Below are 21810 nucleotides of genomic sequence, written 5' to 3'. Positions count from 1 at the left end.
AACCCAAATACCCCTAGGATTTTTGAGGCATTCGATGACGAAAACGGCGCTGATTACCGGGATCACCGGACAGGACGGTTCTTACCTGGCAGAGTTTCTTTTGGCCAAGGGGTATGAAGTTCACGGAATCAAGCGGCGGGCCTCTTCGTTCAACACGCAGCGGATCGACCATATCTATCAAGACCCGCACGAGCCCAACCCCAAACTACGCCTGCACTATGGTGACCTCAGCGACACGTCGAACCTGACCCGGATCATCCAAGAGGTTCAACCCGACGAAGTCTACAACCTAGGTGCGCAATCGCATGTGGCGGTCAGTTTCGAGGCGCCGGAATATACCGCCGATGTCGATGCAATCGGTACCCTGCGGCTGCTCGAGGCGATCCGCTTTCTGGGGCTCGAGAAAAAGACGCGCTTCTATCAGGCTTCGACCTCCGAGCTGTACGGGCTGGTCCAGGAAATCCCGCAGCGCGAGACCACGCCGTTTCACCCCCGTTCGCCTTATGCCGTCGCCAAGCTGTATTCCTACTGGATCACGGTGAACTACCGCGAGGCCTATGGGATGTATGCCTGCAACGGGATCCTGTTCAATCACGAAAGCCCCCGCCGGGGCGAAACCTTCGTGACCCGCAAGATCACCCGCGGTCTGGCCAACATCGCCCAGGGCCTCGAACAGTGCTTGTACATGGGCAATATCGACAGTCTGCGCGACTGGGGCCATGCCAAGGACTACGTGCGCATGCAGTGGATGATGCTGCAGCAGGATCAGCCCGAGGATTTCGTGATCGCCACCGGCAAGCAGTATTCGGTGCGCGAGTTCATCGAATGGTCGGCGGCCGAACTAGGGATCTCGGTCGAGTTCTCCGGCAGTGGCGTCGACGAGGTTGCAACGGTGACGGCGATCGAAGGCGAGGACGCTCCGGCTGTGAAACCGGGCGACGTGATCATGCGCATCGACCCGCAGTATTTCCGTCCGGCCGAGGTGGACACCCTGCTGGGCGACCCGACCAAGGCAAAGGAAAAACTGGGCTGGGAGCCGGAACTGACGGCGCGGGAAATGTGCGCCGAAATGGTCCGGGAAGATCTGAGAACGGCCAAACGCCACGCCCTGTTGAAAGAGCATGGCTATGAACTGCCGGTCAGCCTCGAAAACGGCTGAGGGGGGTCAAAATGCAAAAGGTCTATATCGCCGGACATCGCGGCATGGTCGGAGGCGCGATTCTGCGCCGTCTTCAGACGCGTCAGGCCCAGGGTGAGGACCTGCAGCTGATCACGCGCACCCACGCAGAACTGGACCTGACCGATCAGGCGGCGGTGCGCGACTTCATGCAGGCCGAACGCCCCGATGTGGTGATCCTTGCCGCCGCCAAAGTTGGCGGCATCCACGCCAACAACACCTATCCGGCGGATTTCATCTATGACAACCTGATGATCGAGTGCAACGTGATCCATCAGGCCTTTGCCGCCGGTGTGCGGCGCCTGCTGCAATTGGGCAGTTCTTGCATCTACCCGCGCGAGGCCGCCCAGCCCATGCGCGAAGATGCGCTGTTGACCGGTGTGCTGGAACCCACGAACGAGCCCTATGCCGTTGCCAAGATCGCCGGGATCAAGCTGTGCGAAAGCTACAATCGCCAGCACGGGGTCGACTACCGATCGGTCATGCCGACGAACCTGTACGGACCGGGCGACAACTTTCACCCTGAAAACAGCCACGTTCTGCCCGCCCTGATCCGCCGGTTTCACGAAGCCGCGCGCGACGGGCTGGACGAGGTGGTGATCTGGGGCACCGGCAAACCCAGGCGCGAATTCCTGCATGTCGATGACATGGCCGAGGCGTCGCTGTTCGTGCTGGACTTGCCGCGAGCCGACTACGAGGCCAACACCCAGCCGATGCTGAGCCACATCAATGTCGGGTGCGGGCAGGACGTCTCGATCGCGGAACTGGCCGCGCTGGTGGCCAAGGTCACGGGGTTCCAGGGCAGGATCACCCAGGACCCCAGCAAACCCGACGGCACGATGCGCAAACTGATGGATGTTTCGCGGCTGGCGAGGATGGGCTGGACGGCGCGCATCGGGCTCGAGGACGGCATTCGCCAGACCTATGCCTGGTTCCTTGAGCAGCCCGAGCACGGCCTACGCGCCAAGTAGCGGCCCGGCCCGAAGGCCGGGTGGCTGAGCAGGTCAGATCCACCGACCGATTGCGACCAGTGCAGGCGCGATTGCCGTTGTGTCCGAGATTGTCGACAAGACCTGCCAGTCGGCCTGACTGTCGGTTGCGGCTCCAAGGCTGAGGAACCGGCCCGTGGCCCCGCCACTGCCCGAGACGGCAGGCGAGCTGCCGCTGACAAAGGGCACCGGGTAGGTCCAGGTTTGGGTGGCGCTTGCAAACAGGGCACCGGCATTGGCGATACAGCCGACCCCAGCAGGGCTTGTTGTGCAGATCTGGGTGCCGTCGGCAAAGCGGACATATTCGCCGTCAGCCGAGGCGCCGCGTTCGATCACCGCTCCGGTCGGTGTGCCGCCGGACTGGCTGACTGCGCCCAGCAGGTTGCCCGGCCCATAGCCAAAATCCGCCCGCATCAGTCGGCCGGGGGTCACGTCAGTCGCGCTAGCCTGAACTGCGGCCCCGGCCACAGTGCCCGTGGCCGCGTCCAAACGAAGGGCCTCGGTCCAGCTGCCGCCATCCGGCGACACCTTGATCGAGAAGTCGGTGTTTCCCGCCAGACCCATCTCGGCGTGGCCGGTCCAGTTGGACTGAAACAGCAGGGATGCAGTGTCGGATGCAGCGGCCTTGTTGATCTTCAGTTGATGCCCGGCCCCGTCATGGGTCAGCAGCGTGGCCGGGCTGCGGACCGACAGACGGTTCGTGCCGTCATAGCCGGTTGCGATACCGATGCCCGCAAGGTTGGACGTTTCGACCGGCGGATCTATCCAACCGTTCCCGTCCCACGACTTCAACCGCCCGGCGGTTTCATCCCAGATCCGCCAGCCGGTTCTGGGGGTCACGAAATACCAGCCATTGTCCAGCCAGGCCGCCAGCTTGCCCGCGTGCCCGGCCCAGGCGCCGGTGGGCGCGGATCCCAATCCATAGACCGCCCCCTGCGCGGGTACCGCAGGCGGGGTGTTTTCGTTCAGCGCAATCGCGCTGAGCTGTACGACCAGATCCAGCTCACGCAGGGCCTCGTTGTGGGTGACATGTTTTTGCGCCTGAGACGGTTGCAGAAAGGGCAGGTTCAGGCGGGGAGTGGTTTGTGACACGGCGGGCATCCTCCTTGGGCTGTCGGGTCAGTGAGTGCTTTGCGCGTCACTCTGCCCTGCCTGTGGTCAAGGCGCGCTTTCCCGTGCGAACGGTACGGAAACGAATTCGAAAGTGGTGATTTCCAATGGCGAAACAAATCGGGGCGATGGTGTGGTTTGTTGCCATCTAAGGGCGGCGACGCATCAAGGTGATTCTGTTGGCCGCACAAAAAAAGGGGCCGCCATGGGGCCGCCCCTGGGGTCATCCGCCGGGATGCTCAGCTGCGGGCATAGACATCCTCGTACCGGATGATGTCATCCTCGCCCAAATAGCTTCCGGTCTGAACTTCGATCAGAACCATCGGCACCTTGCCGGGGTTTTCCATCCTGTGCACAGCGCCCAGCGGGATATAGACCGACTCGTTTTCGCTGACCAACTGCACCTTATCGTCGATCGTGACCTTTGCGGTGCCTTCGACGACGATCCAATGTTCGGCCCGATGGTGATGTGACTGCAGGCTCAGCGCGGCGCCGGGGTGCACATGGATGCGCTTCACCTGAAACCGGTCGCCCACGACCAGGCTTTCGAACCAGCCCCACGGGCGATGGTCCACCGGCAGCTGTTCAGCCTGTTTGGAGCCCTTTGCCTTGAGGGCCGCGACCGCTGTCTTGACGTCCTGCGCCTTGTCCATGCTGGCTACCAGCACAGCATCGGGCATGGCCACGGCGATCATATTCTCAAGTCCCATCGCCACGACTTCCTGGGCTGGCGATTCCGACCGGATCAGAACGTTGCGACAGTCGATCGCCGTCACCTCGCCGGCGGTTGCCACGCCATCCTCGGATGGGTTGCTCAGTTCCTGCACGGCAGACCAGCTGCCCACATCCGACCAGCCGCCTGCGAAGGGCACGACGCTCAGGTTGTCGGCCCGCTCCATAACGGCATAGTCGATCGAGATGTCTTCGATCGGCTCCCATGCGTCGCGGTCCAACCGCAGGAAACCCAGATCGGCCTTGGCCTTTTCAACGGCGACTCGAACCGGGTCGATCAGATCGGGCGCGTGGGCTTCGAAGGCGGAAATGATGTCGCGGACGGCGAACAGGAAGATCCCGGAATTCCACAGATAATTCCCGTCGGCGACCATCTGGCGGGCGCGTTCGAGATCGGGTTTTTCAACGAAATGGTCCAGCGGGACGGCCTTGCCCGAAGCGTCCGGCGTCGTGGCGAGCTTCAGATAGCCATAGCCGGTCTCGGGCCGGTCCGGCGTGATGCCGAACGTAACCAGATGCCGGTCTTGCGCGACAGCTTGCAAGCCCTTTTCGACGGCGGCGTAGAAGGCGGCCTTGTCCGGGACGACATGATCCGACGGAGCCACCAGCATCAGCGCGTCCGGGTCCTGCTGTTGCAGGTACAGGGCCGCCGCCAGAATAGCCGGTGCCGTGTTGCGTCCTTCGGGCTCGATCAGCACTGGGCCGGGGTCGATTCCGACAGCGGCCAACTGCTCGGTGACGACAAAACGGAAGGCCTCATTGGTCAGAATCAGGGGTTTGGAAAAAGGTGCCTCGGCCGGACCCCGCATCCGATCGGCGCAATCCTGCAACAGGCTGGTTTCACCGAGCAGCGGCACGAATTGCTTGGGATAGCTCTTGCGGGACAACGGCCACAGCCGGGTTCCGGAGCCTCCACACAAGATGACGGGATGGACGTTGCTCATGTTAAAAAATACTCTTTTTTTGATGTGATTTGGGTGGTTACACCGTTTGACGGCTAGGTATGGCGCGGTGCATCACTGCGCGGCTTTGCCTGTGGCGACGATATCGTTCAGGTATCGGGCTAAGTCGTCGCGCAGGTCGTCGCGGGCCAGCGCGAAGGACACCGTCGCCTGCAGAAACCCCGCCTTCGAGCCGCAATCGAACCGCTGGCCCTTGAACCGATAGCCGAAGACCGGCACGCCGTTGCCGATGTCCTCGGCGATGGCATCGGTCAGCTGGATCTCACCGCCGCTGCCTTTCTTCATGTGGTTGAGGTTGTACAGCACCGAAGGACCCATGATGTAGCGTCCGATCACCGCCAGGTTCGAGGGCGCCTCTTCGGGTTTGGGCTTCTCGACCATTCCGCGCACGCGGACCACCGTGCCGGCGTTTTCGGCCACGTCCAGAATGCCGTAGGCGCTGGTGCGCTCTGGCGCCACCTCCATCGTGGCGACCATGTTGCCGCCGGTTTCTTCATAGGCTTCAACCATTTGTTGCAGACAGGGCTTTTCGGCGGCGATGACGTCGTCGGGCAGCATCACGGCAAAAGGTTCGTCGCCGATCAAACGTCGTGCGCACCAGACCGCGTGGCCCAGGCCCAGGGCCTTGTACTGGCGGATATAGGCGATCGCACCGCTTTCCATGTTGGTCGCATCCAGCGTTTTCAGCAGCTTGTCTTTGCCCTTGGCCCGCAACTCTTCCTCGAGAACGGGGTTGTGGTCGAAATAGTCTTCCAGCGCCGACTTGCCGCGCGATGTCACGAAGATGAATTCCGTGATCCCGGCCGCGCGGGCTTCGTCGATGGCGTATTGAATTAATGGCCGGTCAACCAGCGTCATGATTTCTTTCGGAACCGATTTCGTGGCGGGCAGAAATCGGGTCCCCAATCCCGCGACCGGAAAAATCGCCTTGGTGACCTTTCGTGACATGATACCTCACAAATAAATACGCTGCGGGCGAACAAACTGCCGCCGGGGATCCCTCTTAGGCCGGGAGGCCAGCGCATTCAATGACTCTTGAGCGACCCGGCGGAAACTTTCCGAACCGTGCCATCTGAAATTAACTGTGTCAAAAGCATCCTTATTGGTGTGATCGACCCGTGAAACGCTATGGGCCCGGGAACCAGGCAAGCGGACGAACCCCCAAAGCCGAAGTTCCGGCTTTGGGGGGCGGCGATCAGGCCTGGCCCAGAATGGCATCCAGCGGGTCGTGCTCGGCCACCAGATGCCCGGGGGCAACCTCGGTAAGCTTGGGAACATAGTCGGTCTGACCCGCCGCCAGACGGCTGGGCAGGAACCGCAGCGCCGCCTTGGGATCCATCGGCGAGGGCAACTCGCCCGGCAGTTTCAACCGCTGGCGGCTGCGCTCGACATCCGGGTCCGGGATCGGAACCGCCGAGATCAGCGATTGCGTATAGGGATGAACCGGGTTCGAGCAGATCACCTCGCCATCGCCCAGTTCGACGATGCGGCCGAGATACAGAACCATGATCCGGTTCGACACCGCGCGCACCACCGACAGGTCGTGGCTGATGAAGATCATCGACAGCCCGAACTCCTTCTGCAGTTCCTTCAGCAGCTGCACGATTTGCGCCTGGATCGACACGTCCAGCGCCGAGACCGCCTCGTCGCAGATGATCAGCTTGGGTTTGTTGATCATCGCCCGGGCGATGCCCACGCGTTGGTTCTGCCCGCCCGACAACTCGTGCGGGTAGCGGTTGATCATGTTGGCGTTCAGGCCGACCCGTTCCATCATCTCGGCGACCATCTGCTTGCGCTCGCGCTCGGTCAGGTCGGGGCGATAGGTTTTCAGCGGTTCCGCGATCGAGGCAGAAATCGTCATCCGCGGGTCCAGGCTGGCCAGCGGGTCCTGGAACACGATCTGCAGGTCCTTGCGGTACTTGTTCAGCTCGGCCCGTTTCAGCCCGACGATCGGATGGCCCAGCCAGCTGACATTGCCGGCGCTCGGCTCGATAAGCTGCAGCACGGCACGGGCGAGGGTAGACTTGCCGCAGCCCGATTCACCGACCACGCCCAGGGTTTCACCCTTGCGGATGTCAAAGCTGACCCCATTCACCGCCTTCAACGGCACCTTGTGGCCAAAAATGCCGCCCGGAACGTGGATCGGGAAATGCACCTTGACGTCATCGACCCTCAGCAGCGGGGCCTCGTCGGTCTCCACCGCCTTGGGCGCATCGCCCGCGTCGATGCGGGGCATGGCCTCGATCAGGGTGCGAGTATAGTCGTGCTTGGGCGCGTGAAAGATCTCGCGCGTGTCACCGGCCTCGACGAACTCACCCAGGCGCATGACCTGCACCCGGTCGCACATGCGGGCCACGACGCCCATGTCATGGGTGATCAGGGCGATGGCCGTGCCTTCGTCCTTTTGCAGACGCACCATCAGATCCAGGATGTCGGCCTGAACGGTCACGTCCAGCGCGGTGGTCGGTTCGTCGGCGATCAGCAGTTTGGGATTGCACAGCATCGACATGGCGATCATCACCCGCTGGCGCATCCCGCCCGACAGCTCGTGCGGGAACTGGTCCAGACGGCGCGCGGCCTCGGGGATGCGGACGCGGTCCAGCCATTCCAGGCACCGTTGCCGCGCGGCCGAACCCTGCAGGCCTTCGTGTACGCTCAGCACTTCGCGCATCTGCTGGCCGATCCGCAGATGCGGGGTCAGCGCGGTCAGCGGGTCCTGAAATATCATGCCCACATCGGCACCGCGGATCTGGTTCAGCTTGCTCACGGGCAGGTTCAGAATTTCCTGCCCGTTCAGCAGCACCGACCCGGTGGCCCGGCCCGCCGGCGGCAGCAGGCCCATCGCGGCCATGAAGGTCTGGCTTTTGCCCGACCCGCTTTCGCCGACGATGCCCAGGCATTCGCCCGGGGCGATGTCAAAGCTGATGTTCTTGACGGCCTCGACCACCCCATCGGGCGTGTCGAACTGAACGCTCAGGTTCTTTACGGAAAGCAGGCTCATGTCAGCGGTCCTTCGGATCCAGTGCGTCACGCAGGCCATCGCCGATGAAGAACATCGTGATGATGATGGTGACGTAAAATGCCAGGGGGTACATCAGTTGCCACAACGTGCCGTAACCCATGGTTCCGGCGCCCTCGGCGATCAGACGACCCAACGAGGTATAGGGCTCGGAAATCCCCAGCCCCAGGAACGAGATGAAGCTTTCCGTCAGGATCATCTCGGGCACCAGCAGCGAGGCATAGACGATCACTACGCCCAGCAGGTTGGGCAGAATGTGGCGGTACATGATTGTGAACTCGCTGACACCGGCGGCGCGGGCGGCTTCGATGAACTCGCGGTTCTTCAGGGTCAGGGTCTGGCCGCGCACGATCCGCGCCATGGTCAGCCAGCCCACCGCACCCAGCGCGATGAACAGCATGAAGAAAGACCGCCCCGCCACAACCAGCAGCAGGATGATGACCAGCGTGGCCGGAATGGCCAGCAGGATGTCGACAAAGCGCATCATCACGCTGTCGACGCGCCCGCCGATGTAACCGGCGGCGATGCCGTAGCAGGTGCCGACGATCAGCGCGGTGGCCGCCCCGACTAGGCCCACCAGTAACGAGGTGGTGGTGGCCTGGATGACCCGGCTGTACAGGTCGCGCCCCAGATCGTCGACGCCGAAATAGTGGCCGGTTTCGATGGACGGCATCCCCATGCCGGCCACGTCGCCCATGACGGCCCAGTCGATTTCCTCGTTGTTCCAGACGGCGAAGTAAGGCCCGATGATCGTGAACAGAACGATCAAGCCCAAGATGAACACGCTGGCCATGGCGGCCTTGTTGCGGACAAAACGCATCCGCGCGTCCTGCCACAGCGACCGGCCCTGGATGGCGGTGTGATCGGTGATGGTCTCGGCCAGCCGAGCGGCTTTTTGTGATTTTCCAAGCATGGATTGCCCCTCAGTACCGGATTTTCGGATCGAACCAGGCATAGGCCAGGTCGGTCAGCAGGTTCACCAGAACGGTCAGCACGCCATAAAGTATCGTGACCCCCAGCAGCACGGCATAGTCGCGCGACAGGGCCGAACCCACATAGGCTTGCCCCAGCCCGCCGGTCGAGAAGTAGATGTCCACAAACACCGACCCGGTCAGTACATAAACGAAGACCGGGCCCAGATAGGACACCACCGGCAGCAGCGTGGGTTTCAGCGCGTGGCGCCAGATCACGGTGCGGGTCGGTAGGCCCTTGGCCCGGGCGGTGCGGATGAAGTTCGAATTCAGAACCTCGAGCATAGACGACCGGGTGATCCGCGCGATCGAGCCCATGTACGAGGTCGCAAGAGCGATGACGGGCATGATCAGGTATTGCCACTGACCCCCGTTCCAGCCACCGCCCGGCAGCCAGCCCAGCCACAGGGTGAAAGTCAGGATCAGGATCGGGCCCATGATGAAGTTCGGCAGCGCCTGGGCGGCGATGCCCAGACCCACGGCGAAATAGTCGATCCAGCTGTTGTGGCGGATCGCGGCGGCGATGCCCAGCCCGACGCCCACCAGCGTAGCCACGATGAATGACAGCATCCCGTAGGTCAGCGAAATCGGAAAGCCCTGCGCGATGATGTCGTTCACGTCGCGGTCCTTGAACTTGAAGGACGGGCCGAAATCGAAATGCACCACGATGTTGTACAAATAGTCCCAAAGCTGTTTCCACAGCGGCTGGTCCAGCCCGTAGCGCGCCTCGATATTGGCCAGAACCTGCGGCGGCAACGGCCGCTCAGAGGTGAAGGGCCCGCCGGGCGCGAAGTGCATCAGAAAGAAACTGGCGACGATCAGCAACAGGATCGTCGGAACGGCGATCAGCAGTCGCCGGATGACATAGGCAAGCATTTCATGCCCCCAATTATTGGCTCTGCCCCAGAGCATGTCCGGGGCAGGGCGCGATCAAAGGATGATGATTACTCGGCGATCTTGTAGAGGTTCTTCGAGTACCAGTTCTGCTCGACGTTGTTCACCGGCCAGTTCCCCACGTCGCTGTCCATCATGTAGACGCCGGCATAGTGGTAGATCGGGATCACAGGGGTTTCCTGTGCGATGATCCGCTCGACCTCGGTGTACAGCGGGGCCGGATCATCCGAGGTCTTGGCCTGGGCCAGCAGCTCGTCCACCTTCGGGTTGCTGTACTTGCCGTCGTTATAGCCGGAATCAGACTGCAGCAGGTCCAGGAAGGTCGAGGCTTCGTTGTAGTCGCCGCACCATGCGCCGCGGGCCAGCTCGAAGTTCTGGTTGCCGCGCTCTTCCAGGAAGATCTTCCATTCCATGTTGGCCAGCTCGACCTGCGCGCCCAGCTTCTGCTTCCACATTTGGCTGAGGGCCACGGCGACCTTCTTGTGCGCCTCGGAGGTGTTGTAGACCATCGAGAAGGTCAGCGGGTTGTCGGGGCCGTACCCGGCCTCGGCCAGCAGTTCCTTGGCCAGCTCGTCGCGCTCGGCTTGCGTCATCGTCGCCATTTCGACGACCGGCGGGGTGAACCCTGCGGTGGCTTCGGGCACGAAGGTGTAGGCTTCGGGCTGACCTCCGGCCAGGATGTTCTCGGTGATGATCTTGCGGTCAACCGCCAGCGACAGAGCCTGACGCACGTTCGGGTCCTTGAAGGCCTCAGGGCCGCCGTCGGACAGGTTGAACGTGTAGTAGTAGTTGCACAGGCGCGGGAAGCTGATCGCCTCGTTCGGGTATTCCTTCTTCAGGCGCGGGAACTGGCCTGCGGGCACCTCGGTACGGTCCAGCTCGCCGGCCAGATAACGGGTCAGGGCCACGTTTTCATCGTTGATGACCAGCGCCACGACCTTGTCGATGATGGTGTTGTCGTTGTCCCAGTACATCGGGTTGCGCTCGCGCACCGAGCGTTCGTTGGGCAGGTGCTCGGTCAGGACATAGGCGCCGTTCGACACGATGTTGCCAGGCTTGGTCCATTCATCGCCGAACTGCTCGATAACCTTCCGCGGGGCCGGGAAGGTGGTCGAATGCGTGGTCATCTGCGGGAAATAGGGCAGCGGCGCGCTCAGCTTCACTTCCAGCGTGTGGTCGTCGATCGCCTTGACGCCCAGATCGTCGACCGGCTTGTCGCCCGCGATGATTTCGGCGGCGTTCTCGATCGACATCAGTTCCATGAACCACGCATAGGGCGAGGACAGCGCCGGATCGACGGCGCGCTTCCAAGCGTATACGAAATCATGCGCGGTGACCGGGTCACCATTCGACCACTTGGCGTAGTCGCGCAGGGTGAAGGTGTACACGTCCTTGGTTTCGTTGGTGGTATAGCCGGTCGCCACGCCCGGAACCAGGTTGCCGTTCTCGTCCTGGTTCATCAGACCTTCGAACAGGTCGCGGACAATCTCGGCGCCCGACACGTCCTCGACCACCTGCGGGTCGACCGAGCTGTGCTCGTCCAGCACGCGGTAGACAAAGGTCTGGTCGTCGGCCAGCGGCTCGCCGGTGACCGGATGGGTGCCTGCGGCCAGCGCGGCACCGGTGATGAAGGTCGAGCACAGCAGGCCCGCCACCGAGTTTCGAAGGATGGTGTTCATGATCTTCTCCCATTTATTGTGGCGGCGGTCTGCGCATCCCCGTGGGATGGCGTCCGGCGGCCCTGGTTGCCCGACATCCGCTGGGACCCGGTTCTTTTCGATTTTGGATTGTGCCAATTCGCAAGGAACACTGCGTCGCAGCTTTGTGGATTGCAGTCGGTGAAGTGGATGCAAGAGCTTCCTCTCGCTGTGCAAGACCGTGCCACTATTTTGGGCAGGGTTAAAGCCTTCCCATGAACCCGGATCGCCTAAAGGTAGAAAGAAACTTCGTGACGCGAGGTCGCCGAAATTTTGTAACGATGGCGTTTGTCGTTGGGATATTTTCGTGCCCAGGCTGCCCGGAATTCCGCCTGTGGAGCGGCCTGTTTCGGCAGAGTATCGCGGCCCGTTTTCGCCGAATTCGGCGAATCGCCCGCGGTCAGGGGCGCAACCGCGATTTCATCCGCGCGTCGGGAAAGCATGTGGGGCGCTGGCCTGTCGCCTCTTGCCAGCGGCCGATCGACCGGCGCGTCTTGTATCCCGGCAGGCCATCGGCACCGCCCACGTCATGCCCCATGGCGATCAGGGCTTTCTGCATGGCTGCGATGTCCGACCGGTACAGGCCGTCAATCTTGCCCCAGCGCCCCTTGAAATCGCCCACGCCATACTGGATGCGGTCGCCTACATGGCCCACAAACAGGGCATAGAGGTCGCTGGTGTTGTAGTCCTTCAGAACGTAGAAATTGGGTGTCACGATGAAGGCCGGCCCGTGGCGGCCCGCTGGCATCATCAGGTATCCTTCGCCGAGCAGCTCGTGCGGGGGAAAGGGTCGGCCCGAGACGCGGGTGATGCCCATCGCGGCCCAGTCGCGGATCGGGCGACCCTGATCGGGGCCCTCCAGCGCACAGGACACTGACGCATCCACCGTCACCTCGAACCCCCAGTCGCGGCCGGGCACCCAGCCATGTCGTTCAAGGTAGGCAGCGATTGAGGCGATCGTGTCTTCGGCCGACCTCCAGATATCGGCGCGCCCATCGCCATTGCCGTCGGTGGCATAGGTCAGAAAACTGCTGGGCATGAATTGCGGCTGGCCCAGAGCGCCGGCCCAACTGCTTTTCATCGCCCGGCCGCTTACGTGGCCGGCCTCGACGATCTGCAGGGCGGCGATCAGCTCGTCGGTGAAATACGCCGCGCGCGTGCTCATGAACGCCTTGGTGGCCAGCACCTGAAAGGCATCATGCCGGATGGGCACCTGCCCGAACCCGCTTTCGCGGCCCCAGATCGCAAGGATGATGCGTGCGGGCACGCCTGTGTCCGCCTCGACCCGACGCAGGGTCGCTGCATGGCGTTTGGCCATCCTGCGCCCGGCCGCGGCGGTGCCTTGCACCGTGTTGGCGTTGAAATAACGCGCCGGTGCGCCGAATTCGGCCTGGCGCTGCGTCTTGGGCGTCTTTGGTGTGGTTCCGGGCGGCACCAGATCCGGCAGATCCCAGTTGATCCTGACGCCGTTCAGACTGTTTTGGAACGTGCGGCGCGACACTCCCTCGCCCCGGGCCAAGGGCCAGAGTTCGGTGCTCAGCCAAGCCTGGAATTGTTGTTCCACGGCGGCCCTGTCCAGCGCCGGAACGGCGGTGGCCCAGATCAGGCCGAGGATGACGAACAGCACACGCATGGCAGGTTCCGAGTGTCTCCACCCCGCGACCCAAGTCAACTCATACCGATAGTTTGCCTGAAATTTCTTGTGAAGTCGGTCAACTCTGCCGATAGTTGCCGAAACCAGCGGGAACAAAAGGCAATCTGACGTGGCCAGAGAACCGACGACCCCGGCAGTACGAGCGACGCTGATCGCGATCACGGTCTGGGCGGTCGCCGCCCATCCTGGGTTGGCCAGTAATAGCTTTCTGGACCCGCAAGGCCCGATAGCCCAGGCCCAGAGGGTTCATCTGTTGCGCGCTACCGCGCTGATCCTGGTTGCGGTCATTCCGGTTCTGGTTCTGGTTCCCCTGATCGCTCTGCGCTATCGACGTCGCGCGCAAAGCCCGGCTACCTATCGGCCCAAATGGGAGTTTTCGCCCCTGCTCGAAACCGCGATGTGGGGCGTGCCAGTGGTAATCGTGGCGCTGCTGTCCTTCTATCTGTGGAAGGCGACCCACCGGCTGGACCCCTACGCGGCCGCGTTCGGCGATGAACCGGCCCTGCGCGTGCAGGTGGTGGGGCTGGATTGGAAATGGCTGTTCATCTACCCCGATCTGGGCATCGCGACGGTGGGTGAATTCGGGATTCCCACGCAGCGTCAGGTCGCCTTGACGCTGACGACGGACACGGTGATGCAATCCTTCATGGTTCCTGCCCTGGCGGGGCAGATCTATGCCATGCCCGGCATGACGACCCAATTGCATCTTGTGGCTGATGCCCCCGGACAAATGCAGGGCGAAAACACCCAGTACAACGGGCGCGGATTTACCAAGCAGAAGTTCCAGACGGTCGCGATGTCGCCCCCGGACTTCGACGCATGGGTTGACCGGGTTGGGCAGAACGGAATCGTTCTGGACCCGGCAACCTATCGGACGTTGGCCATGCGGACCGACCGGGACGAAGTTCAGGCCGCGCTTGGCACCGCGCAGATGCCGGACAATGCGCTGTACTTTCGTCTGGATGATGGCGATCTGTTCCACAGCGTTTTGGACCGGTATCACAACGGGCAACCATTGCCTGAGGATCAGCAACCGGGAACCGCCCAGTACGGGCAGGAGGGCAAGCCATGACAGCTGCCGAGTCCGGTTTCTTCGGTCGTCTGACCTGGGAAGCATTCCCCATCACCGGGCTGATTCAAGATCCCAACACGAACGAGATCGTCGCCAACGCGGCGGCGGGCGTGGTGATCGTCGGTGTGGTCTTGGTTCTGGGGCTGCTCACGTGGTTTCGCCTGTGGGGGCCGCTGTGGCGCGACTGGCTGACCAGCGCGGATCACAAGAAAATCGGCATCATGTATATCGTCTTTGCCATCGTGATGCTGGCGCGCGGCGTTCTGGAAGGCGTCGTGATGCGTGCCCAACAGGCGGCCGGGCCGGGCGAGGGATTCCTCGAGGCCGAACACTTTGCCGAGCTGTTCAGCACCCACGGCACGATCATGATCTTCTTCGTGGCGGTGCCCTTCGTGTTCGGACTGGCGAATTTCCTTGTCCCGCTGATGATCGGCGCGCGCGACGTGGCCTTTCCGGTGATGAACCAGATCAGCCTCGGCCTGACGGTTTCGGCGGGGATGATGCTGATGGTCAGCTTGGTGGTGGGCGAGTTTTCCACCGGCGGCTGGACGGCCTATCCGCCCTATACCGGCGCGGCCTTCAATCCGGGTGTGGGGCCGGATTACTGGATCTGGGCGATCGTGGTGTCGGGTATCGGCACCACGCTGACGGGGATCAACTTTGCCGTCACGATCTACAAGCTGCGCGCGCCCGGGATGATTTTCATGCGGCTGCCCATGTATTGTTGGACGATCATCTGCAGCTCGATCCTGATCGTGTTCGCAATGCCGCCTTTGGGGGTAGCGGCGCTGCTGCTGGCCGCTGACCGGTATCTTGATTTCCATTTCTTCACCAATGACCTGGGCGGCAACATGATGAACTATGCCAACCTGTTCTGGCTGTTCGGCCACCCCGAGGTCTATCTGCTGGTTCTGCCGGCCTATGGCATCTTTTCCGAAGTCTTCGCGACCTTCTCGGCCAAGCGGCTCTATGGTTACACTTCGCTGGTGATCGCGACCATGTCGATCGCGGTGCTGTCGTTCACCGTCTGGCTGCACCATTTCTTCACCATGGGCCAAAACGCCCTGATCAACGCGGTCTTCGGCATTGCCACGATGCTGATCGCAATTCCCACCGGCGTTAAGGTCTATGACTGGATGGCCACCCTTTATCGTGGCCGCATCCGGTTCTCGGTGCCGATGCTGTACGGGCTGGCCTTTCTGATGCTGTTCGTGATCGGGGGGCTCAGCGGGGTGATCCTGGCCAATCCGACCGTCGACTATCAGGTGCACAATACGCTGTTCCTGGTCGCGCATTTTCACAACGTGCTGCTGCCGGGTGTCCTGTTCGGCTTGCTGGCGGGCTACAACTATTGGTTCCCCACAGCCTTCGGCTTCCGCCTGGATGAAGCCTGGGGGCGGATTTCAGTCGTCCTGTGGACGGTGGGCTTTATGCTGACCTTCCTGCCGCTGTATGTGGTGGGTCTGATGGGTATGCCGCGCAGGTCCTACAGCTGGGAGGACCCGAACTTTCATCCCTACATGATCGCGGCCGTCATCGGAGCGCTGGTTATTCTGGCCGCGCTGTTGTCGATCGTCGTGCAACTGTGGGTCAGCATCCGCAACCGCGAACAGAGCCGCGTTCCGGTTGGCGACCCCTGGGACGCCCGCACGCTGGAATGGTCGATCGCGGCCCCGCCGCCGCGTTACAATTTCGCGATCATCCCGCTTGTCACGGACCGTGACGATTTCGCCGCCGCGAAAGAGCGCGGCGAGGCCTACCCGCACCCCGACCGGTACGAGGACATCACCATGCCGTGCAACACCAGCATCGGTTTCGTGCTCTGCGTGCTCAGCGGCGTGTGGATGTTTGCGCTGGTTTGGTGGATCTGGTGGCTGGCGGCGCTGATGACCGTGATGATGATCCTGTCGTTCATCCTTTGGACCTTTCAGACCGATAACGAAGACGTTGTTGCGGCCGAAGACGTGCGCAGGCAGCACGAGGCCTGGCTGGACCTGGTCCGCAACGCGACCCCTGTAAACAGGGATCATGAAGGCGCGCCAGAAAACACCGGGCTTGCCCGACCGGATCTGGAGGCGACGACATGAGGCCTGCACCAACCCACAGCTATCCGGGCCTGAACCTGGGCCGAGGCAGGCCCGGGGCCCACAAGGCGACCGAGGTTGTGACCTTCGGTTTCTGGGTCTTTCTGATGAGCGATCTGGTCTATTTCGGGCTGATGTTCGGCGTCTACATCACCATGATAGACGCACAGGCCGGTGGTCCGGGCCCGCACGCGCTGTTTGATCTGTACAGCATCTTTGCCCAGACGCTGATCCTGCTGACCAGCAGCCTGACCGTTGGACTGGCCATGCTGGCGCTGAAATACAACCTGCCGCGCGGCCGGATCGTTTTGTGGTTCGGGGTCACGCTACTGCTGGGGCTGAGTTTTCTGGTTCTCGAGATCCGCGATTTCATGTCGATGGTGGAAAAGGGCGGCATCCCACAGCGCAGCGGTTTCCTGTCCGCCTACTACGGGCTGGTGCCTCTGCACGGTCTGCATGTGGCCGCGGGCTGCGTGTGGTTGGTGGTGCAGGGCATTCAACTGCGGGTCATGGGGATGACCGACCTTGTGATCTCGCGCATGGTCCGGCTGGCGCTGTTTTGGCATTTTCTCGACCTGACCTGGATCGGCATCATCACTATCGTCTATTTCGGAGGGCTGACTTATGGATAGACATTCCGAACTGCACCGGCGCGAGCGGCGGCGCTATGCGATCGGCTATGGTGGCTCGCTTTTGTTGACGCTGGGCATGTTTGGCACGGCGCATTGGTTCGGCATCGAAACCCCCGGCGTCTATCTGACGATCGGCCTGCTCGGGCTGGCGCAGCTGATCGTGCAGCTGATCTATTTCCTGCATATCGACCGTCGCCGCAGCAGCCGCGAGGATCTCGATCTGGTGTTGTTCTCGACGCTGGTTCTTCTGATCATAATCGGGGGAACGGTCTGGATTCTGGGCAATCTGGCGATGCGGATGCATATGCCCGTCATGTGAGCGCGCTCAGCGCGTTGCCCACAGGCCCAGCCACAGGGCCAGCCAGCACAGGCCGACGCTCAGCAGGATGTTGGCGGCTGCGGTCGCGATGGTGCGCTCGCGCCGCAGTTCCAGCGACTGCCAGGCAAAGCTGGAAAAGGTCGTGAAACCGCCGCAGAAGCCGAAGACAAGGCGCCGTTGATCTTCGACCAGATCGACGGTGCCGCCCAGATACCCGATCCAAAGCCCCAACAGCAGGCTGCCGCCCACGTTCACCATCAGAGTTGCCACGGGCAGGTCATGGGTGACCGCGCGTGTAACCCAATGGCGCAGCACGGCGCCCAGCCCGCCGCCCAGCCCGAACATCAAGTGCAGGTGCAGATCGGTCATCCGCCGAACCCTCGGGCCGACCTGCGACGGCCGATGGCCTCGCCCAGAATGGCCGCGCCCAGTCCGGCGGAGATCTCGGCCGCCAGCGGTATCAGCACCACCCAGCCCGAGGTTTCGGCGAAGCGCTCCAGCTCGGCGACGAACGAGGAAAAGGTCGACAGCCCGCCGCAGAAACCCACAGCGCCCAGATGCAGCACATGGGCATGCACACGGGTGCGGATCGCATACAGCCAGCCCAGCACGAAACAGGCCGCCACGTTGATGCCGAACGTGGCCGTCAGCAGTGGCGCACCGGGGATCTCCAGCGCAAACAGTTCGCGCAGGATCGATCCCGCCGCGCCGCCGATGAAGACGGCGGCATACATCAGCGGTCGTCCCGCTATGGCAGCCTGCGCTCTGGCCAAAACGTCTGTCCCTGTTCCTGCGTGTCTGCGCATGGATAAAGGGCGTGCCCATCAGGCTCAAGGGCGATCACGATGGCGCAAGACAGGCCGCGCGATCCGCACAAAGGCTTGCAATCGCGTGACAAGCTTTCCACGATCGGCCGAAGATCATGAGGGAGAGCAGGATGATCGTACGCAGGATCTACTTTGCCGTGACCTTTGTCGCGTTGCCGCTGACGGTCATTCTGGGGCTGTTCTGGCCGCCTGCTTTCTGGCTGCTGGTCCTGTTGGTGCCTTATGCGCTGGTTGGTCTCTATGACCTGCTAACCACGCGGCACAACGTGCTGAACAACTATCCGGTTCTGGGGCACTTCCGCTATATGCTGGAATTCGTCAGCCCCGAGATCCGGCAATATTTCGTGGAAACCAACGAAAGCGGCCGCCCGTTCAACCGCATCGTGCGGTCTCTGGTCTATTCCCGAGCCAAGGGGCAGGTCGATACGCAGGCCTTCGGTACGCAGTACGACATCCTCAAGGTCGGGTACCACCGCGCCAACCATTCGCTGGTCCCCAAGGAGGTGCCGGAAAGCGAGGAACGCATCCTGCTTGGCGGGCCTCAATGTGAAAAACCCTATTTGGCGTCGCGTCTGAACGTCTCGGCCATGAGCTTCGGTGCGCTCAGCGCCAATGCGATCCGGGCGCTGAACGGCGGCGCGCGCGACGGCGGTTTTGCCCACAACACGGGCGAGGGCGGCCTGTCGCCCCATCACCTGGCCGAGGGCGGTGACATCATCTGGCAGATCGGCACCGGCTATTTCGGCTGCCGCACCCCTGAGGGCGGGTTCGACAAGGACAAGTTCGCCGAACGGGCGCGGATGGAGGTCGTCAAGGCGATCGAGATCAAGCTGTCGCAAGGGGCTAAGCCCTCGCATGGCGGCGTGCTGCCTGCGGCCAAGGTGGATGCCGAAATCGCCGTGATCCGCGGCGTGCCCGTGCACCAGGACGTGATCTCGCCGCCGGTTCATTCGGCCTTCGACGGCCCGACCGGGTTGCTGAATTTCGTCCAACAGCTCCGCGACCTGTCCTGCGGCAAGCCCGTCGGCTTCAAGCTGTGCATCGGGGCGCGATCCGAATTCCTTTCGATCTGCAAGGCCGTGCTGGAAACCGGCATCCTGCCCGATTTTATCACCGTGGACGGGGCCGAAGGCGGCACCGGCGCTGCCCCGGTGGAATTTACAAATCGCCTGGGAACCCCACTGAACGAGGCGTTGATCTTCGTCGACAACAGCCTGCGTGGCGTGGGGCTGCGTGACAAGATCCGGGTGATCGCCTCGGGCAAGGTGGCCACCGGGTATGACATGATCGAGAAATGCGCCCTGGGGGCCGACATGTGCAACGCGGCGCGGGCGATGATGTTCGCGGTGGGCTGCATCCAGGCGCTGCATTGCAACACCAACCGCTGCCCCTCGGGGGTGGCCACGCAGGACCCGGTGCGCGGCCGCGCGGTCAATGTCCCGCAAAAGCGCAAGCGCGTGCATCGGTTCCACGATGCGACGCTGGAAAGCTTCCGCGAAATCCTGGGCGCCATGGGCAAGGAACGGGTGTCGGATCTGCGCCCGTCCGACATCTTTCGCCGGACGGCGGACGAACGCGAGTGGTCCTATGCCCAGCTTTATACCTTTCTCGAAGACGGCGCCTTGTTGGGTGCCGACATTCCTGCCGAATTCGCCGATGATTGGGCCCGTGCCTCACCCGCGCAGTTCTGACATCCGGGCCTAGTTCAGCGACGGCCGCGGGTTGCTGGCGGCATGGGCGTGGATCTTGCGGATGCTCCATTCAACAGCGTTCCGCATCGTGCTGCCGAGGGCCTGATCGAAGGCAGCGACCAGGTCGGGTGTCTGGTCGCTGGCAGCAATCACGTCGCGCTGGAACGAGTTCGAGGCGATGATTTTGTCTTCGAACTCGTCGATGATCTTGATGTTGAGGCGAACTTCGATTTTGACCGAGGTGGAATCTTCGGTGTCTCCGACGACGATTCCTTGGAATTCGCGCAGGTCTGGAACGATCACATAGTCCGCCCTCAGACCGACGGTCGAGCGGCCCACGGCCGCAACACGGTTGCTGTTTTCAAAGCTCTCGACCAGCAGGGCCTGCACGATCAGCGGTGCCCTGTCCACCCAGCGCGCGCGCGGCAGGTATTGCACCTGCAGGCGCGTCGGCTGCACCGCGATCTGGTCGGTGTTGACCGCGGCTGTGGCCGTCGGCTCCTGCACGACGATCTGCTTACCCACACGTGGCAGCGAACTGGAGAACGTGCTTTTGGGCGTCAGCAGGTACAGATCGTTGGGTTTCGAGGCCTGCTTCAGCGTTCCCAACCCGGTGCAGCCGGTCAACCCTGCCAGGCCCAACGCGACGATTGCTGCTCTGATCATTGGCGAAACTCCGATGCCTGTGTGCCCAGCAGGAACCGGGCCGGGTCGCGTTCCAGCTTGTCCACTAGCCGATCAAGGCCAACGACAAGGCGCTGGGATTCTTGGACGAAGCGCACGAACTGGGGCAGGCCCACCCGCAGAAAGTCCGACACCTGGCGACGGTTCTGCTGCACAATGCCGTCGATCGTGCTCAGCAGGTCCGACGCCGATTGCGAGGCGCTGAGGATATCGGCGGAAATCGCGTCGATCCGCTCGGTGACGTTCGACACGGTCTCTGCCACCTGGTTGGCTGCGGTGCGGATATCGGCGGCCACGGCGGCCACGTCTTCGTCCATGACACGATTGGCCGAGTCGAAGGCGCGTTCGGCCGAGGTCAGCGTGCCCTTGGCCGTTTCCATCGCCGAGGTGACGGAGTCGAGCGTTTGGTTGGCATTCGCGAAGGTGTTGTTGACGGTTGTCATGGTCACCCCTGCCTCATCCGACAGCCCGATCAGCCGGTCCGCCAATTCAGACCCCTGCGCGATGAAGGGCCGGATATCCTGTTCCAGCACCTGATCGGCCGTGGCCAGCGTCTTGTTGGCACCATCCAGTGCGGTTTTTGCGGATTCCGCGGCGGTCTTGACACTGTTGAGCGTGTCAGTCCCGGTGGTCAGCGTGGTTTCGGCCGTATCCGCAAGCTGGTCCAGCCGCTGGGTGAAGGCACCAATCTCCTTTGCCGCTCCGCCCAGATCGCCCGAGAGGGTTTCGAAATCGGTCAGCGTCTTGTCCAGCCGCCCCGAGGCCGAGGCGAGGTTGTCCAGAATGTCGGCGACCGCCTTGCGGTTGTCGTCATCGACAACGGCGTTGAGGTTTTCCAACAGGGTCACCGCCTCGTCCAGCACCTTTGGCGCGCCTTCGAACAGCGACTGGATCGCGCTGCGTTTACTTTTGATGACGCTGAACTGCGGCAGGCGCTCTGCATCGGGCGACCCCCCCGACAGTTCGACATAGCTAACGCCCGTCACCCCCAACGACTGCAATTGCGCGATGGTATCCGTGGTGACGGGAATATCGGCGTCGATTTCAAGGCGCACACGCACCTTCGAGGGGTCGTCATCGTCCAGATCCAGCGAGATCACCTGGCCCACGGGCAGTCCGTTGTAGTTGACGCCCCCGGCCGCCGACAGGCCCGAAACATTGTCGAACAACACGTCGTAGTAGGCGTATTGCCGGGTCACCTCGAACTTGGCCAGCCACAGGAAAAAGCCGAACGCGCTGAGGATACCCACAAGCGTAAAAGTGCCGATCAGGATGTAGTTCGCCCGGGTTTCCATC

The 21810-nt window shown here is 62.4% G+C and carries 19 protein-coding genes; 7 read left to right on the top strand and 12 right to left on the bottom strand.

The annotated features are described in order from the left end of the window. The first annotated feature begins 34 nt into the window (after positions 1 to 34). Together gmd and fcl are read left to right on the top strand one after the other, a co-directional pair. Entirely contained in the window at positions 35 to 1159 is a 1125-nt protein-coding gene (gene gmd / locus AC2FMD_RS08175; RefSeq protein WP_496681540.1) for a GDP-mannose 4,6-dehydratase, read from the top strand. Between the two features lie 11 nt (positions 1160 to 1170). Next, positions 1171 to 2148, top strand: a complete 978-nt coding sequence (gene fcl, locus AC2FMD_RS08170) for a GDP-L-fucose synthase (protein WP_496741636.1) — start codon at positions 1171 to 1173, stop codon at positions 2146 to 2148. A 33-nt stretch (positions 2149 to 2181) separates the two neighbouring features. Here fcl and AC2FMD_RS08165 read toward each other — a convergent pair whose 3' ends face one another. The 8 genes from AC2FMD_RS08165 to AC2FMD_RS08130 all read right to left on the bottom strand — a co-directional run bounded on the left by AC2FMD_RS08165 (position 2182) and on the right by AC2FMD_RS08130 (position 13184). After that, a complete protein-coding gene (locus AC2FMD_RS08165; protein WP_496794905.1) occupies positions 2182 to 3267 on the bottom strand; it encodes a DUF2793 domain-containing protein in 1086 nt (361 codons plus the stop codon). A 248-nt stretch (positions 3268 to 3515) separates the two neighbouring features. Then, the gene (locus AC2FMD_RS08160) at positions 3516 to 4952 is read right to left on the bottom strand and encodes a mannose-1-phosphate guanylyltransferase/mannose-6-phosphate isomerase (protein WP_496713334.1); all 1437 of its coding nucleotides are present in this window, start codon (positions 4950 to 4952) and stop codon (positions 3516 to 3518) included. Between the two features lie 72 nt (positions 4953 to 5024). Next, positions 5025 to 5918: a UTP--glucose-1-phosphate uridylyltransferase GalU gene (galU, locus tag AC2FMD_RS08155; RefSeq protein ID WP_496681531.1), complete on the bottom strand. Its 894-nt coding sequence runs from the start codon at positions 5916 to 5918 to the stop codon at positions 5025 to 5027. A gap of 247 nt (positions 5919 to 6165) precedes the next feature. Continuing rightward, on the bottom strand, positions 6166 to 7971 hold the full coding sequence (locus AC2FMD_RS08150) for an ABC transporter ATP-binding protein (protein WP_496794904.1): 1806 nt from the start codon (positions 7969 to 7971) through the stop codon (positions 6166 to 6168). Between the two features lies 1 nt (position 7972). Continuing rightward, positions 7973 to 8902 carry an ABC transporter permease subunit gene (locus AC2FMD_RS08145; protein ID WP_496681526.1) on the bottom strand — a complete coding sequence of 310 codons (930 nt, stop codon included), beginning with the start codon at positions 8900 to 8902 and terminating at the stop codon, positions 7973 to 7975. Between the two features lie 10 nt (positions 8903 to 8912). Continuing rightward, positions 8913 to 9836: an oligopeptide ABC transporter permease OppB gene (gene oppB / locus AC2FMD_RS08140; protein WP_170367374.1), complete on the bottom strand. Its 924-nt coding sequence runs from the start codon at positions 9834 to 9836 to the stop codon at positions 8913 to 8915. A 68-nt stretch (positions 9837 to 9904) separates the two neighbouring features. Next, on the bottom strand, positions 9905 to 11533 hold the full coding sequence (locus tag AC2FMD_RS08135) for a peptide ABC transporter substrate-binding protein (protein ID WP_496741642.1): 1629 nt from the start codon (positions 11531 to 11533) through the stop codon (positions 9905 to 9907). A gap of 418 nt (positions 11534 to 11951) precedes the next feature. After that, positions 11952 to 13184 (bottom strand): lytic murein transglycosylase, encoded by a 1233-nt coding sequence (locus tag AC2FMD_RS08130; protein WP_496681522.1) that lies wholly within the window; start codon positions 13182 to 13184, stop codon positions 11952 to 11954. Positions 13185 to 13314: 130 nt separating this feature from the next. On the opposite strand from AC2FMD_RS08130, the gene AC2FMD_RS08125 reads away from it, so the two are divergent. The 4 genes from AC2FMD_RS08125 to AC2FMD_RS08110 are packed head-to-tail and all read left to right on the top strand — an operon-like array spanning position 13315 to position 17312. Beyond that, positions 13315 to 14277 carry a cytochrome ubiquinol oxidase subunit II gene (locus tag AC2FMD_RS08125; RefSeq protein WP_496685283.1) on the top strand — a complete coding sequence of 321 codons (963 nt, stop codon included), beginning with the start codon at positions 13315 to 13317 and terminating at the stop codon, positions 14275 to 14277. Beyond that, complete coding sequence (locus tag AC2FMD_RS08120; protein ID WP_496794903.1) at positions 14274 to 16364, top strand: cbb3-type cytochrome c oxidase subunit I; 2091 nt, start codon at positions 14274 to 14276, stop codon at positions 16362 to 16364. The genes AC2FMD_RS08125 and AC2FMD_RS08120 overlap by 4 nt, the downstream gene beginning before the upstream one ends. Beyond that, entirely contained in the window at positions 16361 to 16993 is a 633-nt protein-coding gene (locus tag AC2FMD_RS08115) for a cytochrome c oxidase subunit 3 (RefSeq protein WP_496741648.1), read from the top strand. The genes AC2FMD_RS08120 and AC2FMD_RS08115 overlap by 4 nt, the downstream gene beginning before the upstream one ends. Then, a complete protein-coding gene (locus AC2FMD_RS08110) occupies positions 16986 to 17312 on the top strand; it encodes a cytochrome o ubiquinol oxidase subunit IV (RefSeq protein WP_496681513.1) in 327 nt (108 codons plus the stop codon). Before AC2FMD_RS08115 ends, AC2FMD_RS08110 begins: the two co-directional genes overlap by 8 nt. 6 nt (positions 17313 to 17318) lie before the next feature. Here AC2FMD_RS08110 and AC2FMD_RS08105 read toward each other — a convergent pair whose 3' ends face one another. Together AC2FMD_RS08105 and AC2FMD_RS08100 are read right to left on the bottom strand one after the other, a co-directional pair. Further along, positions 17319 to 17681: a fluoride efflux transporter FluC gene (locus AC2FMD_RS08105; RefSeq protein ID WP_496741649.1), complete on the bottom strand. Its 363-nt coding sequence runs from the start codon at positions 17679 to 17681 to the stop codon at positions 17319 to 17321. Continuing rightward, on the bottom strand, positions 17678 to 18046 hold the full coding sequence (locus AC2FMD_RS08100; protein WP_496685272.1) for a fluoride efflux transporter FluC: 369 nt from the start codon (positions 18044 to 18046) through the stop codon (positions 17678 to 17680). Before AC2FMD_RS08100 ends, AC2FMD_RS08105 begins: the two co-directional genes overlap by 4 nt. 203 nt (positions 18047 to 18249) lie before the next feature. Here AC2FMD_RS08100 and AC2FMD_RS08095 point away from each other — a divergent pair, with 203 nt between their 5' ends. Next, complete coding sequence (locus tag AC2FMD_RS08095) at positions 18250 to 19830, top strand: FMN-binding glutamate synthase family protein (RefSeq protein WP_496741651.1); 1581 nt, start codon at positions 18250 to 18252, stop codon at positions 19828 to 19830. A 9-nt stretch (positions 19831 to 19839) separates the two neighbouring features. Here the strand turns inward: AC2FMD_RS08095 and AC2FMD_RS08090 are convergent, their stop codons facing one another. Continuing rightward, positions 19840 to 20496, bottom strand: coding sequence for an ABC-type transport auxiliary lipoprotein family protein (locus tag AC2FMD_RS08090; RefSeq protein WP_496741653.1), 657 nt, complete (start codon positions 20494 to 20496; stop codon positions 19840 to 19842). After that, on the bottom strand, positions 20493 to 21809 hold the full coding sequence (locus tag AC2FMD_RS08085; protein WP_496741655.1) for an MlaD family protein: 1317 nt from the start codon (positions 21807 to 21809) through the stop codon (positions 20493 to 20495). The genes AC2FMD_RS08090 and AC2FMD_RS08085 overlap by 4 nt, the downstream gene beginning before the upstream one ends. Position 21810 lies beyond the last annotated feature (1 nt).

The organism is Ruegeria sp. BHSC276 (assembly GCF_059612945.1).
The sequence above is the reverse complement of the archived record's forward strand: the minus strand, read 5'-3'. Positions and strand labels throughout refer to the sequence as shown.